The organism is Achromobacter sp. 1014246743, assembly GCF_059760725.1.
This window is the reverse complement of record NZ_JCBANA010000074.1, coordinates 1-14775: the sequence shown is the minus strand read 5'-3', so window position 1 is coordinate 14775 and position 14775 is coordinate 1. Positions and strand designations below refer to the sequence as shown.

The 14775-nt window shown below is 70.0% G+C and carries 13 protein-coding genes; 7 read left to right on the top strand and 6 right to left on the bottom strand.

Annotated elements, in window-relative coordinates; genetic code table 11:
• Window positions 1–202: 202 nt before the first annotated feature.
• From AC6LJ2_RS24885 to AC6LJ2_RS24865, 5 genes are read left to right on the top strand one after another with little or no spacing between them, the layout of a single operon-like run.
• Window positions 203–1366 carry a CaiB/BaiF CoA transferase family protein gene (locus tag AC6LJ2_RS24885; RefSeq protein ID WP_263915396.1) on the top strand — a complete coding sequence of 388 codons (1164 nt, stop codon included), beginning with the start codon at window positions 203–205 and terminating at the stop codon, window positions 1364–1366.
• Window positions 1363–2085, top strand: a complete 723-nt coding sequence (locus AC6LJ2_RS24880; protein ID WP_263915395.1) for an enoyl-CoA hydratase/isomerase family protein — start codon at window positions 1363–1365, stop codon at window positions 2083–2085. The genes AC6LJ2_RS24885 and AC6LJ2_RS24880 overlap by 4 nt, the downstream gene beginning before the upstream one ends.
• A 52-nt stretch (window positions 2086–2137) precedes the next feature.
• Window positions 2138–2968 (top strand): CoA transferase subunit A, encoded by an 831-nt coding sequence (locus tag AC6LJ2_RS24875; RefSeq protein WP_263915394.1) that lies wholly within the window; start codon window positions 2138–2140, stop codon window positions 2966–2968.
• Window positions 2961–3695 (top strand): CoA-transferase subunit beta, encoded by a 735-nt coding sequence (locus AC6LJ2_RS24870; RefSeq protein ID WP_263915393.1) that lies wholly within the window; start codon window positions 2961–2963, stop codon window positions 3693–3695. Before AC6LJ2_RS24875 ends, AC6LJ2_RS24870 begins: the two co-directional genes overlap by 8 nt.
• Before the next feature lie 58 nt (window positions 3696–3753).
• A complete protein-coding gene (locus AC6LJ2_RS24865; protein WP_498152403.1) occupies window positions 3754–5241 on the top strand; it encodes a class I adenylate-forming enzyme family protein in 1488 nt (495 codons plus the stop codon).
• Window positions 5242–5247: 6 nt separating this feature from the next.
• On the opposite strand, the gene AC6LJ2_RS24860 is transcribed toward AC6LJ2_RS24865, so the two are convergent.
• The 6 genes from AC6LJ2_RS24860 to AC6LJ2_RS24835 form a co-directional block, all read right to left on the bottom strand.
• Window positions 5248–6141: a GntR family transcriptional regulator gene (locus AC6LJ2_RS24860; RefSeq protein WP_445657091.1), complete on the bottom strand. Its 894-nt coding sequence runs from the start codon at window positions 6139–6141 to the stop codon at window positions 5248–5250.
• A 4-nt stretch (window positions 6142–6145) separates the two neighbouring features.
• On the bottom strand, window positions 6146–7198 hold the full coding sequence (gene pdxA, locus AC6LJ2_RS24855; RefSeq protein WP_498152402.1) for a 4-hydroxythreonine-4-phosphate dehydrogenase PdxA: 1053 nt from the start codon (window positions 7196–7198) through the stop codon (window positions 6146–6148).
• Window positions 7195–8415 (bottom strand): D-threonate kinase, encoded by a 1221-nt coding sequence (gene dtnK, locus AC6LJ2_RS24850; RefSeq protein ID WP_498152401.1) that lies wholly within the window; start codon window positions 8413–8415, stop codon window positions 7195–7197. The genes pdxA and dtnK overlap by 4 nt, the downstream gene beginning before the upstream one ends.
• Complete coding sequence (locus tag AC6LJ2_RS24845) at window positions 8412–9440, bottom strand: 2-keto-3-deoxygluconate permease (protein ID WP_263915389.1); 1029 nt, start codon at window positions 9438–9440, stop codon at window positions 8412–8414. Before AC6LJ2_RS24845 ends, dtnK begins: the two co-directional genes overlap by 4 nt.
• A 151-nt stretch (window positions 9441–9591) precedes the next feature.
• Entirely contained in the window at window positions 9592–11445 is a 1854-nt protein-coding gene (locus AC6LJ2_RS24840; RefSeq protein ID WP_498152400.1) for an ABC transporter ATP-binding protein, read from the bottom strand.
• 71 nt (window positions 11446–11516) lie between these two features.
• On the bottom strand, window positions 11517–12038 hold the full coding sequence (locus tag AC6LJ2_RS24835) for a MarR family winged helix-turn-helix transcriptional regulator (protein ID WP_498152399.1): 522 nt from the start codon (window positions 12036–12038) through the stop codon (window positions 11517–11519).
• Window positions 12039–12181: 143 nt separating this feature from the next.
• On the opposite strand from AC6LJ2_RS24835, the gene AC6LJ2_RS24830 reads away from it, so the two are divergent.
• Together AC6LJ2_RS24830 and AC6LJ2_RS24825 are read left to right on the top strand one after the other, a co-directional pair.
• The gene (locus AC6LJ2_RS24830) at window positions 12182–13144 is read left to right on the top strand and encodes a tripartite tricarboxylate transporter substrate-binding protein (protein WP_263915399.1); all 963 of its coding nucleotides are present in this window, start codon (window positions 12182–12184) and stop codon (window positions 13142–13144) included.
• Window positions 13145–13156: 12 nt separating this feature from the next.
• On the top strand, window positions 13157–14725 hold the full coding sequence (locus AC6LJ2_RS24825) for a sulfatase-like hydrolase/transferase (RefSeq protein WP_498152398.1): 1569 nt from the start codon (window positions 13157–13159) through the stop codon (window positions 14723–14725).
• Window positions 14726–14775: the final 50 nt, after the last annotated feature.

The window sequence follows — 14775 nt, the reverse complement described above, 5'->3', positions numbered from 1 at the left end:
GGATTTGATTTTCAACAAATGGTTTACCAAGAATTCCACACGGTGCTATGCTGGTCAACAATTAAGCACCTTACCTAGGGATTGCTCTAGGAATTTCCGCTTACAGGGTCGGCGATGCCGGGCAGGATGCCACGCGCCAAGGTGCCGCTTTATATTTTTTTTCCAATCCTAAATATTGAATTTGTATAACGAGAGGTTGACGATGACTCCTAGCTCGGCATTGGCCGGCGTTACCGTGCTCGAGATCTGCAACGTCGCCGCGGGACCCTTCTGCGGCATGCTGCTGGCGGACATGGGCGCCGACGTGATCAAGCTTGAAAACCCCGAAGGCGGCGACACCTTGCGCAGCTGGCCGCCGCTCAGCCAGGGCTACAGCGAGAACTTCGCCTCGCTCAACCGCAACAAGCGGTCGATCACCCTGAACCTGAAAGACCCCGCCGACCTGGCATTGGCGCGCGAACTGGCCCTGAGCGTCGACGTGCTCATCGAAAACAACCGCCCCGGCGTCATGGATCGCCTGGGCCTGGGCTACGCCGCGCTGCAGGAGGCCAACCCCCGCCTGGTGTATTGCTCGATCTCGGCCTACGGCCAGTCCGGTCCGCGTGCCCAGGAAGGCGGCTTCGACCTGACCATCCAGGCCATGAGCGGCCTTATGAGCGTCACCGGCGAAGCCGGCGGCGAACCCGTCAAGTGCGGCGTGCCGGTGGCCGATTTCTCGGCCGGCCTGTATGGCGCCTTCGCCATCGCATCGGCCCTGCGCGCCGCCCAGGCCAGCGGCCAGGGCACCCACATCGACGTGCCGATGCTGGGCGCCACGCTCGGCATCGCCGCGCTGCAGACCTCCGAGTTCTTCGGCAGCGGGCGCGACCCGGTCAAGCTCGGTTCGGCCCATCCGCGCAACGCGCCCTACCAGGCGTTTCGCTGCAAGGGCGGCTACTTCGGCATGGCGGCCGGCAACAACGCCTTGTGGAAGAGCGTCTGCGTCACGGTGGGCCGCCAAGACCTGCTCGCCGATCCGCGCTTTACCGACACCAGCGCCCGCGCCCGCAACCAGGACGCGCTGCGCGACATCCTGGAAGCCCTCTTCGCCGCCGACGATGCCCCAACCTGGCTGGCGCGTTTTCGCGCCGCCGGCGTGCCCTGCGCGCCCATCAACACCTATTCCGAAGTGCTGGCCGATCCGCAGGTCGAACACATGGGCTGGGTGCAGCCCGTGGACCTGCCCAACGGCGTGCGCACCCGTACCTTTGGCCTGCCTGTGCGCTTTGACGGCCAGACCACTGCGCTGCGGCGCCCGCCGCCCGCGCTGGGCGAGCACAACGACGAAGTGCTGGGCGCGCTGCGCAAGAAAGGGGTGGCGGCATGAGCGCGGCACTGCGCATCGAGACGCGCGGCGCAGTGCACGCGCTGACGCTGGCCCGTCCTGAAAAAATGAATGCCCTGTCCGCGGACCTGGTCGAGGCGCTGATCACCGCGGTGGACGACGCCGCCGCGCAAGGCGCCCAGGTGATCCTGCTGCGCGGCGAAGGCCGCAACTTCAGCGCCGGCTTTGATTTCGGCGACTGGGAAAGCCAGAGCGAAGGCGACCTGCTGCTGCGCTTCGTGCGCATCGACACCTTGCTGCAACGCGTGGCCGCTTCGCCCTGCCTGACCGTGGGGCTGGCGCACGGGCGCAACTTCGGCGCAGGCGTGGATCTGTTCGGCGCCTGCAAATGGCGCGTCAGCGCGCCGGATGCCAGCTTTCGCATGCCGGGCCTGAAGTTCGGGCTGGTGCTGGGCACGCGCCGCTTTGGCGCGCTGGTCGGCGCCGAACGCGCCCGCACGATCCTGGAGCAGGCCAGCACTTTCAGCGCCGACGACGCGCTGCGCGATGGCTTTGCCAGCCGCCTGGCACCCCAAGACGAATGGCCGCAAGTCGAGCGCGAGGCCGAAGACACGGCCCAGGCGCTGTCGGCGGCCAGTCGCACGCAACTGTACGCCGCCCTCTCGGCCGAGCAGCCCGACACCGACCTGGCCCGCCTGGTGCGGTCGGCGGCCGAGCCGGGCCTGAAGGCGCGGGTCGCGGCCTATCTGCAAGCCCGTTGACGGGCCAGCGGCCAGCCCCCCGGCACCACCCCGGAAAAACCAAGGAGACAGCATGGGTTCGGGATTCAACCAGAAAGACAAGCAGCGCACGCTGGCGGAACTGGCGGCGCTGGTGCCGGACGGGGCGTCGATCGCCCTGGGCGGCAGCTTCCTGCACCGCGGGCCGTTCGCGTTCGTGCGTGAACTGATCCGCCAGGGGCGGCGCGACCTGGAACTGGTCAAGCAGTCGCCGGGGTACGACGTGGACATCCTGTGCCGCGCCGGCGCGCTCAGGAAAGTGCGCGCCGGCATCGTCGCCATGGAAGGCAATTTCGGCCTGGCACCCTGGTATCGCAAGGCGATCGAGCAGGGCGAGGTCGAGCTGGAAGAACATGCCTGCGCCAGCCTGACCGCCGGATTGCGGGCGGCGGCCTTCGGCGTGCCATTCCAGCCTTGTGGCGGCCTGCACGGCAGCGACCTGCCGCGTCTCAATGGCTGGCAGTGCCTGGACGACCCCTATGGCAGCGGCCAGAAGACCTGGGTGGTGCCGGCGGTGCGGCCGGATTTCGCGGTGATCCAGGCGTCCGAGGTCGACGCACTGGGCAATGTGCGCGTGTACGGCACCGCCCATTGGGACCGCATCATGTCGCGCGCCGCGGGCAGCGTGCTGGTGGTGGCGGAAAAGCTCGTGGACAGCGCCGTGTTCGAGGCGCAGCCCGAGGCCACTCTGGTGCCGTACTTCATGGTGCAGGCGTTCACCGTGCTGCCGCGCGCGGCCTGGCCGGGGTCGTGCTGGCCGGACTACGCCATCGATTACCCGGCGGTGGAATCCTACATGGACAAGCAGGGCGACCTGGCGGCCCACCTGGCCGCGGCGCCCGAAGCAGGAGCGGCGCATGGCTGAGCAATGGTCTGGCTTTTCGTATGTGGTCACGAACCTGGCGCGCTTCATCCGCCCCGACGAGATCACCTTCAGCGGCGTCAATTCCACCTTGCCGATGCTGGCCTGCCTGCTGGCCAAGCGCGCTTACGACTGGGACTTCGTCTACATCAACGTCGCCGGGGGCGTGGACCCGCGGCCCTCGCACATTCCGCTGTCCAGTTCCGATCCGGTGCTGGCCGAGCGCACCGCGTCCATCTTCGCCAACGAAGACTTCTACGACCTGTGCACGCGCGGCCGCATGGACCTGACCTTTCTGGGCGCGGCGCAGATCGACGGCGCGGGCTGCGCCAACAATTCCTGCATCGGTGACTGGCACGCGCCCAAGGTGCGCCTGCCCGGCGGGGGCGGCGGCGCCGTGATGCTGCCGACCGCGCGGCGGGCCTGCACCTGGCGCACCGAGCATTCGCGCCGCGCCTTTGTCGAGAAGCTGGACTTCATGACCTCGTGGGGCGGGTTCCATGGCGTGGTGACGCCGATCGCGGTGTTCGTCAAACGCGACGGCCGGCTGGCGCTGCAATCGTGGCATCCCGAGTCCAGCCTGGGAGAAGTGCGCGAACGCACCGGCTTCGTCTTCGATGCCACCGGGGCCGAGCCCACGCCGCTGCCGACCGAGGCCGAGGCCCGCGCGCTGCGCGAGCTGGACGCCGATGGCCAGTTCGAACGCGATGCGGCGGTGACGCTGCGCTGACGCGCGGCCTGGCGTCGTTGCTTGCGGCGACGCCGGGCCCGGATCGAAAGGAACGCTGATGCTGATGGATACCGACGCCACCGTGACGGCGGCCGGCGCGCGCCTGTGGGCGCAGCCTGACTGGGCGGAGCGCCCTGCCATTCTCGCGGCCGACGACGTGCTGACCTACGGCGACCTGCACCGGCGGGTCGGCGCCGCCGCCCACGCCTTGCACGCCGCGGGCGTGCGGGCAGGCGACTATGTGGCGGTGGCGATGGAACGTTCGCCGGCCCAGCTGGTGGCGATCTTGGGTGTGATGGCCGCGGGCGCCTGCCCCTGTCCGCTGGAGCCGCGCCTGTCGCATGAGGAAACCGCGCGTCGGGTGGCTGCGGTGGGGCTGGCGTGGATGCTGTTCGACGACGCGCATGCCGCCACCGCGCAGGCCAGTGGCCTGGCGCAGGCGCGGTTGTTGCCGGCGCGGGAACAGGCGCGGGGCGACGCCGCCTGGCCGCGGCCGGCGCGCGCTGCGCGCGACCCCGGCCTGCTGCTGTTCACCTCGGGCAGCACCGGCCACCCCAAGGGCGTGCTGCTCAGCCACGGCGGCTTGATGAACAACGCGCGCGGCGTGCTGGCGCATACCGGGCTGACGCCGGCCGATCGCCTCCTGCACGTGATGCCGCTGCACCATACCAATGCGCTCAACAACCAGGTGTTCGCGCCCTTGCTGGCCGGGGCCTGCGTGGCGCTGGCCGGGCGCTTTCGGGCCGAGGACATGCCGGCCCTGCTGCGCACGTGGCGGCCCACCATCATCACCGGCGTGCCCACCATGTATGCCCGCATGCTGGACCTGGCGTTCGATGCCGAGAGCCTGGCCGGGCTGCGTTTCGCGCGGTGCGGTTCGGCGCCCATCACCGAGGCGCTGCACCGGCGCATCGAGGCGTTCCTGGGGTGTCCGCTGATCGTGTCGTACGGGCTGTCGGAAGCCACCTGCACGTCCACCATGAACCCGCCCCAGGCGCGGCGCATCGGCTCGGTCGGCACGGTGCTGGCCGGGCAGCGCGTGACGCTGCGCCTGCCGGACGGCCGCGAGGCGCCGGCGGGCGGCGAAGGCGAGATCTGCATCGAAGGCGGCAGCCTGATGCTGGGATACCTGGGGATCGAGGCGGAATCGGCCGGGCAGGCGCCCACGCGGCTGGCCACGGGCGACCTGGGGCGATTCGATGCCGAGGGCTACCTGACCATCACCGGCCGCATCAAGGATGTGATCATCCGAGGCGGCGAGAACATCTCGCCCGCGCTGATCGAAGGCGTGGTGACGGCGATGCCGGGCGTGGCCGCCTGCTGCGTGGTCGGCGCGCCGGATGCGGACCTGGGCGAGGTGCCGGTGGCGTTCGTGCAGCGGGGAACCGCCTCGGACACGCCACAAGCGGCCGCCGTGCGCGCCGAGGTGCTGGCGCGGCTGGGGCGTATCTATGTGCCCAGGGACGTGCAGTGGGTGGACCGGCTGCCGGAGAATGCGGTGGGCAAGGTCGACCGCAAGGCGCTGGCGCGGCGGGTGGCGGGGTAGGCGCGGTCAGGCGTCGGCGCGCAGTCGTGCCAGTTCGGCGGCAAGCTCGGCTACGAGCGCTTCGGCGCGGGCCAGCGGGTCGGGGCCGGCGCAAGGGGTTGCCGTGGCGGCCGACTCGGCCCCTCGCAACCGCGGTTGGACGCTTTCGTGGGCCACGCTTACGTCCACGTCGAACACCAGCTTTTCGGCCCGGTGCCAGGTGGTGAACCATTCCAGCGGCTGGCCGTGCTGGTCCATGCCCTGGCCTTCCAGCATCAGCAGCGGCGTGCCGGACTGGGTGTCCAGCAGCTTGGCCAGCGTGGCATCGGCGGCCACGGCGCGGATCTGGTTGCGGCCGGCGCCAGGGCGCAAGCCGAAGCGCTGGGTCAATACGCCATGCAGCGAGGCATCGGTGAGGTCGGCGGCCCGCAGGCCGGGCACGGCGGCGGCGGGCAGCCAGGTCCGCACATAGGCCAGCGGTGCATCGGCCACGTGGCGCAGCCTTTCCAGCAGCAGCAGGTCGGTCGTGCCGAAGAAAGCGGCCACGGCCTGGGGCGGTTCACCCGCGCCGAACGCCAGCACGCGGGTCTTGAGCGCGACGCCGGACTGGGCGAACTGCTCGTACAGGCCGGTGGACCGCTGCACCAGCCGGCGGTGTTCCTGCGGCGCCGCCACCACGGCGGGGCGGCCCGCTTCGCGCTGGATCAGGCCTTCGGCGGCCAGCGCCGACAAGGCCTGCCGTACCACGCTGCGCGCCACGCCGAAGCGCTCGCACAGCGCCGCCTCGCTGGGCAGCAGGGCGCCGGCGTCGAGCTTGCGGGTGCGGATGTCGCCGCGCAGCAGCGCGGCCATCTGGGCGTGCAGCGGCACGTCACCCGAGCGGTCGAGCGTGGGCAAATCGTCAGCGGTGGCGGGCGCCATGGAATCAACCTCCTGTTTGAGCCCGCGCAGTTTCCCATACATGCGTCCAGCCCGGGGCCAGATGCGCGGCGCGCTCGGCGGCCAGGATCAGACTGTCTTCGCGGGCAATGCCCTGGCCCGCGATGTCGAACGCGGTGCCGTGGTCCACGGACACGCGCACCACCGGCAGGCCGACGGTGATGTTAACGCCGTCGTCGCCATACACGGCCTTGAAGGGGGCGTGGCCCTGGTCGTGGTAACAGGCGATCACGAACTGCCATTTGCCGCGCACGGCCTGCGGGAACAGGGCGTCGGCCGGAATCGGGCCGGCAGCCAGGATGCCGGCGGCGTTGGCTTCGGCCACGGCGGGCGCCAGGATGTCGGCGTCTTCGCTGCCGAAGATGCCGTTTTCACCGGCGTGCGGGTTCAGGCCCGACACCGCGACGGGCTTGTCGCCGCGGCCCAGGGCCTTGGCGAACGAACCGGCCAGGCGCAGCACCGCGCGCATGCGGGCGGGCGTCAGGTCGTCGATGGCCTGGCGCAGCGAGACGTGGGTGGTGGCGTGGAAGATGTAGAGGTCGCCGGCCGACAGCACCAGCGAGAAGGTCTTGACGCCGAATTCATGGGCCAGCAGCTCGGTGTGGCCCGGCCACTTGTGGCCGGCGGCGTGCATGGCCGCCTTGTTCAGCGGCGCGGTGACGATGCCGTCGACCTCGCCGGCCCGCGCCAGGGCGCAGGCGGTGGTGACAAAGCGCACCGAGCCGTCGCCGGCCGCGGCGCTGATCTCGCCCAGTTTCACGTCGGCCAGCGATGGGCCGGCCTGCAGCACTTCGATCGTGCCCGGCGTGTTGGTGGCGTCCGCGGGGCGCTCCACGCGGCGCACGATGGCGGGGTCGCCACCCACGCGGCGCACGGCGTCGGCCATCACGTCCACATCGCCGATCACCACCAGGCGCGCCTTCTGGCGCAGTTCGTCATGGCCCATCAGCATCTTGGCCGTGATCTCGGGCCCGATGCCCGCCACGTCGCCCAGGGTCACGGCCAGCAGCGGCGGATTGCGGGGAGGGGTTTGTGTCATCGCGAAAATCTCCTGTCGCGGATCGCGCGGACGGCGCGAACCAGTACGTCTTCGGTGCCAAAGCCGCCGGCCTTGGTCACCACGGGCAGGCCTGCGGCCGCGCCCCCGGTCAGCGTGCCCAGGGGCACGCCGCCCATCACTTCATCCACCAGGGCGATGCCGCTGGCGCCCAGCGCCAGCAACACCTGGCGCGCGCCGTCGCCGCCGGTGGCCACCACGCCCGCGGCGCGCGAGGCGCCGATGGCCTGCGCGGCCAGCCAACCCAGGCGCTCGGCCACGGTTTCGGAATCGAGTCCGTCGCGCTGGCCTTCCGGAGCCAGCAGCAACAGGGTGCCGGCTTCGCGCGCGCCGTCCTTGGCGTGGGCGTCCAGCAGCGGTTGGCTCCAGGCCTGCCAGGCGGCGTCGTCGGCCAGTTCCGCCAGACCGGGCGCCCAGGTGCGGGCCCCGGCCGCCTGCAGCGCGGCGGCCTGGGCGCGCGCGGCGCTGTGTTGCGAGGTCACCACCACGACCACCGCGGCGCTCTGGTCGGCGCCGGCCCAGACGCGGGCCAGCGGCACGGCCAGGCCGCCCGCGCCCACGGGCAGCGCGCGGTCGCCCAGCAGGGCGATGGCACGGGCCAGGCGTTCCAGGTCGGCGTCGTTGCGCGCATCCACCACCACGGTGTGGCCGGCCTGTTCGATGCGGGCAGCCAGCGATTCGGGCGATTCGTCGCCTTGCGCCGCGACGTGGGCGCAGCCCAGCAGCGTGGGCACGTGGCTTTCGGTCACCGGGGTGACCGGGTCGGTGGCGGCGGAGGTTTCGGTGACCGGCTTGCCGTCGACCTTGAGCACGCCGTCTTCCAGCGTGCGGCCGGTGGCAGGAAAGGCCGGGCAGATCACCGCGATGGCATCACGGCGCCAGGCGCCGCGCGCCGCGTCGATCTCGGCCTTGAAGGCGCCACGCAGCGTCGAATCCACTTTCTTGTACAGCCGCGTCACGCCCGCGGCGCGCAGCCGTTCGACGTTGCGGCGGATCACCTCGCCGGCCTCGGCGGCCGGCAGCGCGCGGCTGTGCGTGGTGACGGCCAGCACTTCGACGTCGTCGGAGGCCGGCGCGGCCAGGGCCGCGTCGGCGCCGTCGATCGACAGGTGCGTGTTCCAGCCGGCGCGCACGAACTGCACGGCGGTGTCGCCCGAGCCGGTCAGGTCGTCGGCGACGATGGCGATCGCGGGTTTCACAAGGCCTCTCCGCGCGCTTCGCGCAGGCCGCCGGCCGGCACGGCGGCGCTGTCGTCTTCGGACTTGAGCTCACCGGCGCGCTTCAGGAAGTACGAGGCCAGGACCGGCGCCAGGATGGAACTGATCAGCACGCACGCGGCGACCTGCGCGGTGGCGGTCGACACGTATTGCTGGAAGTTGGGGTCGGCCGCGGCCACCACGGCGGGCGTGGCGATGGCGTTGCCGGCGGTGGTGCCGGCCGCAAAGCCCAGGCCGCTCTTGCCGCCGCGACGCAGGATCAGGCGATAGCCCAGGTAGACCAGGCCGCCGGTAATGGGGCTGATGATCAGGCCCAGGATCAGGCCGCTGATGCCGCCGCTGACCACGGCGCCCAGGTTGATGCCGGTGCCCAGCGCGAAGGCGAAGAACGGGATCACGATGTTGGGCACGGGCTTGAGCACGTCGCGCCACTTCGGGTCCAGGTTGCCGACCACCACGCCCAGCAGGAAGGGCACCAGCGCCGCCACCAGCGCGATCATCGGAATGTCGGCCAGGCCCGAGGCGCCCAGGAACAGCAGGCTGAAGAAGGGGCCATCGTTGACCGCGCTGGCGACGTAGGCGCCGCGGTCGCGGGCATCGCCGTACTGGCCGGTGTAGGCCAGCCACAGGCCGCCGTTGCTATTGTCGAACGCGGCCAGCATCGCCAGGATGGACACGCCCAGCACGCCGTCCAGGCCCACGTAGCTGCCCAGGATGATGATGAGGGTGGCGGGCACCAGCGTCTTCATCAGCAGGATGGTGCCGGCGGTGGCCAGGATCGGGCCGCCGGTGCGGGTGTTGACCTGGGTGCCGGTGGCGAAGATCAACAGGGCGATCAGGGGCAGGGCGCTGTTCTTGAACAGCGCGGTGGTGAAGCCGCCGATGGCCAGCGCGTCGGGCGCGAAGGTGCCGATCAGCGAGCCCAGGATCAGCGGCACCAGCATCAGGCCGCCAGGGATTTTCTGCATCGTGCCAAAGAAAGGCGAGCGGGAGGATTCGGTCGTCACAATCGGAGTCTCCAGGAGGGATGTTCTGGGGCGCAGACGTTCGTACGCGCGTCTGTCGGGGTTGAAAACCGACAGTGTACACCTGTACGTACATGCTGTACGTACAGGTTGTCCCTAGGCCCCGAACCCACGCCGCCCTGGCTGGCCCGGGTCAATCCAGCCCCACGAAGCCGCCCGTCTGGTGGCTCCACAGCCGCGCGTACAAGCCGCCCTGCGCCACCAGGCTGGCGTGGGTGCCCGACTCGACGATCTTGCCGTGGTCCAGCACCACCAGCCGGTCCATGCGGGCGATGGTGGACAGGCGGTGCGCGATGGCGATGACGGTCTTGCCCTGCATCAGCGTTTCCAGGCTTTCCTGGATGGCGGCTTCGACCTCGGAATCCAGCGCCGAAGTGGCCTCGTCCAGGATCAGGATGGGCGCGTCCTTGAGCAGCACGCGGGCAATGGCGATGCGCTGGCGCTGGCCGCCCGACAGCTTCACGCCGCGTTCGCCGACATGGGCGTCCAGGCCGCGGCGGCCATCGCCGTCGACCAGGGCGTCGATGAATTCGTCGGCGCGGGCGCGGCGGATGGCGTCCCGCACTTGCGCGTCGGTGGCGCCGGGCCGGCCGTACAGCAGGTTGTCGCGGATGGACCGGTGCAGCAGCGAGGTGTCCTGCGTGACCACGCCGATCTGCGAGCGCAGGCTGGCCTGGGTGACGTGGGCGATGTCCTGGCCGTCGACCAGGATGCGGCCGCCTTCCAGGTCGTACAGGCGCAGCAGCACGTTGACCAGGGTGGACTTGCCGGCGCCGGACGGGCCGATCAGGCCGATCTTTTCGCCCGAGCGCACGGTCAGGTCCAGGTGCGAGATGATCTCGCGGCCGCTGCCGTAGTGGAACGACATGTCGTCAAAGCGCACCTCGCCCCGGGTGATGCGCAGCGGCTGGGCGTCGGGCGCATCCACCACCTGGCGCGGCTGCGAGATAGTGGCCAGGCCGTCCTGCACCATGCCGACGTTTTCGGAAATGCCGTTGACCTCCCACATGATCCAGGCCGACATGTTGTTGATGCGGATCACCAGGCCCATGGCCAGCGTGATGGCGCCCAGGCTGATGCTGCCGATGCTCCAGAGCCACAGCGCCAGCCCCGCCGTGGCCACGATCAGCACGCCGTTGAGCGTGTTGATGGACACGTCCATCGCCGTGATGACGCGGGTCGACAGACGCTGCTTTTCCGTCTGCTCGGTCATGGCCTGGCGGGCGTAGTCCTCTTCCTGGCGGGTATGGGCGAACAGCTTGAGGGTGGAGATATTGGTGTAGCCGTCGACGATGCGGCCCATCAGCTTGGACCGCGCTTCCGAGGCGATCACCGCGCGCGCCTGCATGCGCGGCACGAAATAGGCCAGCATGCAGCAATAGATGCCGATCCACAGCACCAGCGGGATGACCAGGCGCCAGTCGGCCTCGGCGAACAGGTACAGCGCGCTGGCGGCATACAGGATCACGTGCCACAGGGCGTCCACCGACTGCACGGCGGAGTCGCGCAGCGAGTAGCCGGTTTGCAGCACCCGGTTGGCGACCCGGCCGGCGAAGTCGTTGTGAAAGAACGCCAGGCCCTGGTTCAGCACGTAGCGGTGGTTCTGCCAGCGCACCAGCGTGGTCAGGCTGGGCGAGATGGTCTGGTGCGCCAGCAGGTCGTGCAGGCCGATGGACAGGGGCCGCAGCACCATCACCACGAAGGCCATCCAGGCCAGTGTGTAGGCATGTTCGCGGAAGAAGTCGACGGGCGCGGTGTGCTGCGCCATGTCGACCAGGTCGGCCAGGAAGCTGAACAGCGCCACTTCCACCAGCGCGCCGGCCAGGCCCACCAGCAGCAGCACGACGAAGATCGGCCAGACCTGCAGCAGGTAATAGGCATAGAACCGCAGGACCCGCCCGGGTGGCGTCACGTCCGGGGCGTCGCGAAACGGGTCGACCAGGTTCTCGAAGTAACGGAAAACGGGATTCGGTTTGTCGCCGGGCATGGCAGGTCCACAAGAAGAGGCCGGCCAAGCGTATCAGGGAAACCCCTGAAAAATAAAGGCGGTCCGCGCCGTCAGGTGTATTGCGCGCGCCGTGTTCCGCCTTCGCGCCGGCTGGCCTTTTCAGAAACGATGTTGTCCTGCGCCATGCGCCGGCCACGCTGTTCGATGCGGGCCAGCAGGTCGCGCAGCTGGGCGATCTCGGCCGCGTCCAGGTCCTGCACCAGCAGGTCGTTCAGGCGCAGCACCTCGGGCAGCAGGGCGCGATAGCGGTTCAGGCCGTGTTCGGTGGCTTCGATGCGCACCACGCGGCGGTCGGCGCTGTCGGGCAGGCGCCGCAGCCAGCCTTTTTCGCACAGCGCGCCCAGCGTGCGCGAGGTGCGCGCCAGGTCCAGCTTGGCGGCGGCGGCCAGTTCGGCCGACGTCATGATGCCGCCTTCCACCGCACAGGCCAGGAGGCGCCATTCGCGCCGGGTGATGCCGAAGCGGCCTTCGCACAGGCGCACGAAAACAGGGTTGGATTGCGACCAGGCCTGGTAGAGCCGGTACATCAGCATCTCGGCCAGCGGGTGTTCGACGGGTTCTCGAGGGGTCATATCGTTATGCCAGGTACTGGATTAGATCAAGCAATCTTCGCGGCGCTACAGTCGTCTCGCCTGTCTACGGGCCTGTGCTAGCCACAAGAACCATAACCGACAGCGGGGCCGCTGTCGCCAAGGAGATTACCGTGCGTAAATGGATATCCGGCGCCGCCTTCGCGGCGCTCGCGGCGGTTGCAGCCGCCCCGGCCTGTGCCCAGTCCGCGCCGCTGGACGGCGCGCTGACCATCGTGGTGGGCTATCCGCCCGGCGGCAGTTCCGACCGCGTCGCGCGGCTGGTGGCCGACCGCCTGAAAGACCGCCTGGGCGTGACGGTGGTGGTGGAAAACAAGACCGGCGCCGGCGGCCGCATCGCGGCCCAGGGGCTGCATGCCCTGGCCGCCCGCCAGAATGTGCTGATGCTGGCCAACCCCGCCGTCATGGTGGTGGCGCCGCTGGTCTATGCCGAACCGGGCTACGACGCCCGCCGAGATTTCAAACCGGTGTCGCTGGTCAGCCGCTACAAGTTCGCGCTGGCGGTGCCGGCCAGCTCGTCCATCCGCGACGTGGCGGGGCTGCGCCAGTGGCTGCAGGAGCATCCGCGCCAGTTCACGGTGGGCGTGCCGGCCACCGGCAGCTTGCCGCACTTCTTTGCGCTGATGCTGGGCCGCGAGATCGGGCAGGAGCCCGAGGTGGTCGGCTACCGCGGCTCGGCGCCGCTGATCTCCGAACTGATCGGCGGCATCCTGCCGCAGGCCGTCGACACGCTGGATACGCTGCTGCCGCAGCATCGCGCCGGCAAGATCCGCATCCTGGCGACCTCGGGCGACGCGCGCGACGCCGACCTGGCCGACGTGCCGACGTTCCGCGAAGCCGGGGTGGACCTGGCGGCCGACGGCTGGAACGCGTTCTTTGCATCCTCGTCGATGGCGCCGGCCAAGGCCGAGCGCCTGGGCGCGGACATCGCCGCGCTGATGCGCGAACCGGCCATGCAGCAGGCGGTGCGCGAGTCGTACCTGGAGCCGGTCTCGGCCGACGCCGCCGCCACCGCGGGCGCACTGGACGCCTACCGCAAGCAATGGGAGCCGGTGGTGCGCGCTTCCGGCTTCACGGCCACCCAATAGGAGCGAACGCCGATGAGCACGGTGCAGAATGTGTTGTTCATCATGGCCGACCAGCTGCGGGCCGACCACCTGAGCTGCTATGGCCATCCCTGCCTGAAAACGCCCAGCCTGGACGCGCTGGCCGCGCGCGGCGCGCGCTTCGAGCGGGCGTTCGTCAATTCGGGCGTGTGCGGGCCGTCTCGCATGAGCTACTACACGGGCCGCTACCCGTCGCGCCACGGCGCCACCTGGAACCGGGTGCCGCTGTCCATCAACGAGATCACGCTGGGCGAGTACCTGGACGGGCAGGGGCGCGACCTGGTGCTGGCGGGCAAGACCCACGTCATCCCCGACCGGGCCGGCATGGAACGCCTGTCCATCGACGGCGGCTCTGAATTGGGCGCGCTGCTGTCGCGCGGCGGCTTCATCGAAGCGGACCGCTACGACGGCCATCACGAACCGGGCAAGGAAAGCGGCTACCCCGCCTTCCTGCGCAGCCAGGGCTACGACAGCCCCGACCCCTGGACGGACTACGTCATTGCCGGGGTCGACGCGCAAGGCCGCGTGGCCAGCGGCTGGAACATGCGCAACGTGCACCTGCCGGCGCGTGTGGCCGAGCCGCATTCCGAAACCGCCTACATGACCGACCAGGCGCTGGATTTCATGAAGCGCCGCGGCGACCAGCCCTGGGTGCTGCACCTGAGCTACGTGAAGCCGCACTGGCCCTACATGGCGCCGGCGCCCTACCATGCGCGCTACACGGCCGATCAATGCCTGCCGGTGCGCCGCAACCGCGAGGAGCTGGCCAACGCGCATCCCGTGGTGGCGGCCTACCGCCAGCATGAGGAAAGCGTCAGCTTCTCGTCCGACGAGTGCGTGCGCGTGGTGCGGCCCGCCTACCAGGGCCTGATCCGCCAGCTGGACGACCATCTGGGCCGGCTGTTCGACTACATGGAAGGCGCCGGCCTGATGCGGAACACGCTGATCGTGTTCACGGCCGACCACGGCGATTTCCTGGGCGACCACTGGCTGGGCGAGAAGGAACTGTTCTACGACACCGTGCAGCGGGTGCCGTTCATCGTGATGGACCCATCGGCCGCGGCCGATGCCACCCGCGGCCAGGCGCTGGCCGACATGGTGGAAAGCGTGGACCTGGTGCCCACGGTGCTGCGCGCGCTGGACGTGGAGCGGCCCTGGCACCGCCTGGAAGGGCGCGAATTGCAGTCCGTGCTGCACGGCCGCGCGGCCGACGCGCCGTGGCGCGACTGCGTGTTTTCGGAGCTGGACTATAGCTTTCGCCAGGCGCGGCTGTTGCGTGGCAAGACGCCGCAGAATGCGCGCGCCTGGTCCGTGCGCACCGACCGCTGGCGCTACGTGCATTGGCTGGACGAGCCCGAACAACTGTACGACCTGCACGCGGACCCCGACGAATTCCAGGACCTGGGCACCAGCAGCGCGCATGCGGCCGTGCGCGCCGAATTGCGCCAGCGTTTGCTGGACTGGATGCTGCGCGGCAAGCGCCGCACCACGATCGCCGACGACGCGGTCGAGCGCGGCACCAACGCGCACAAGCGCGCCGGGGTGTTCTTCGGGCAGTGGTGAAGCGGGCCGCGCACAGCCGCAGACGGGGGACTGGCTCTTAGAACCCTTGT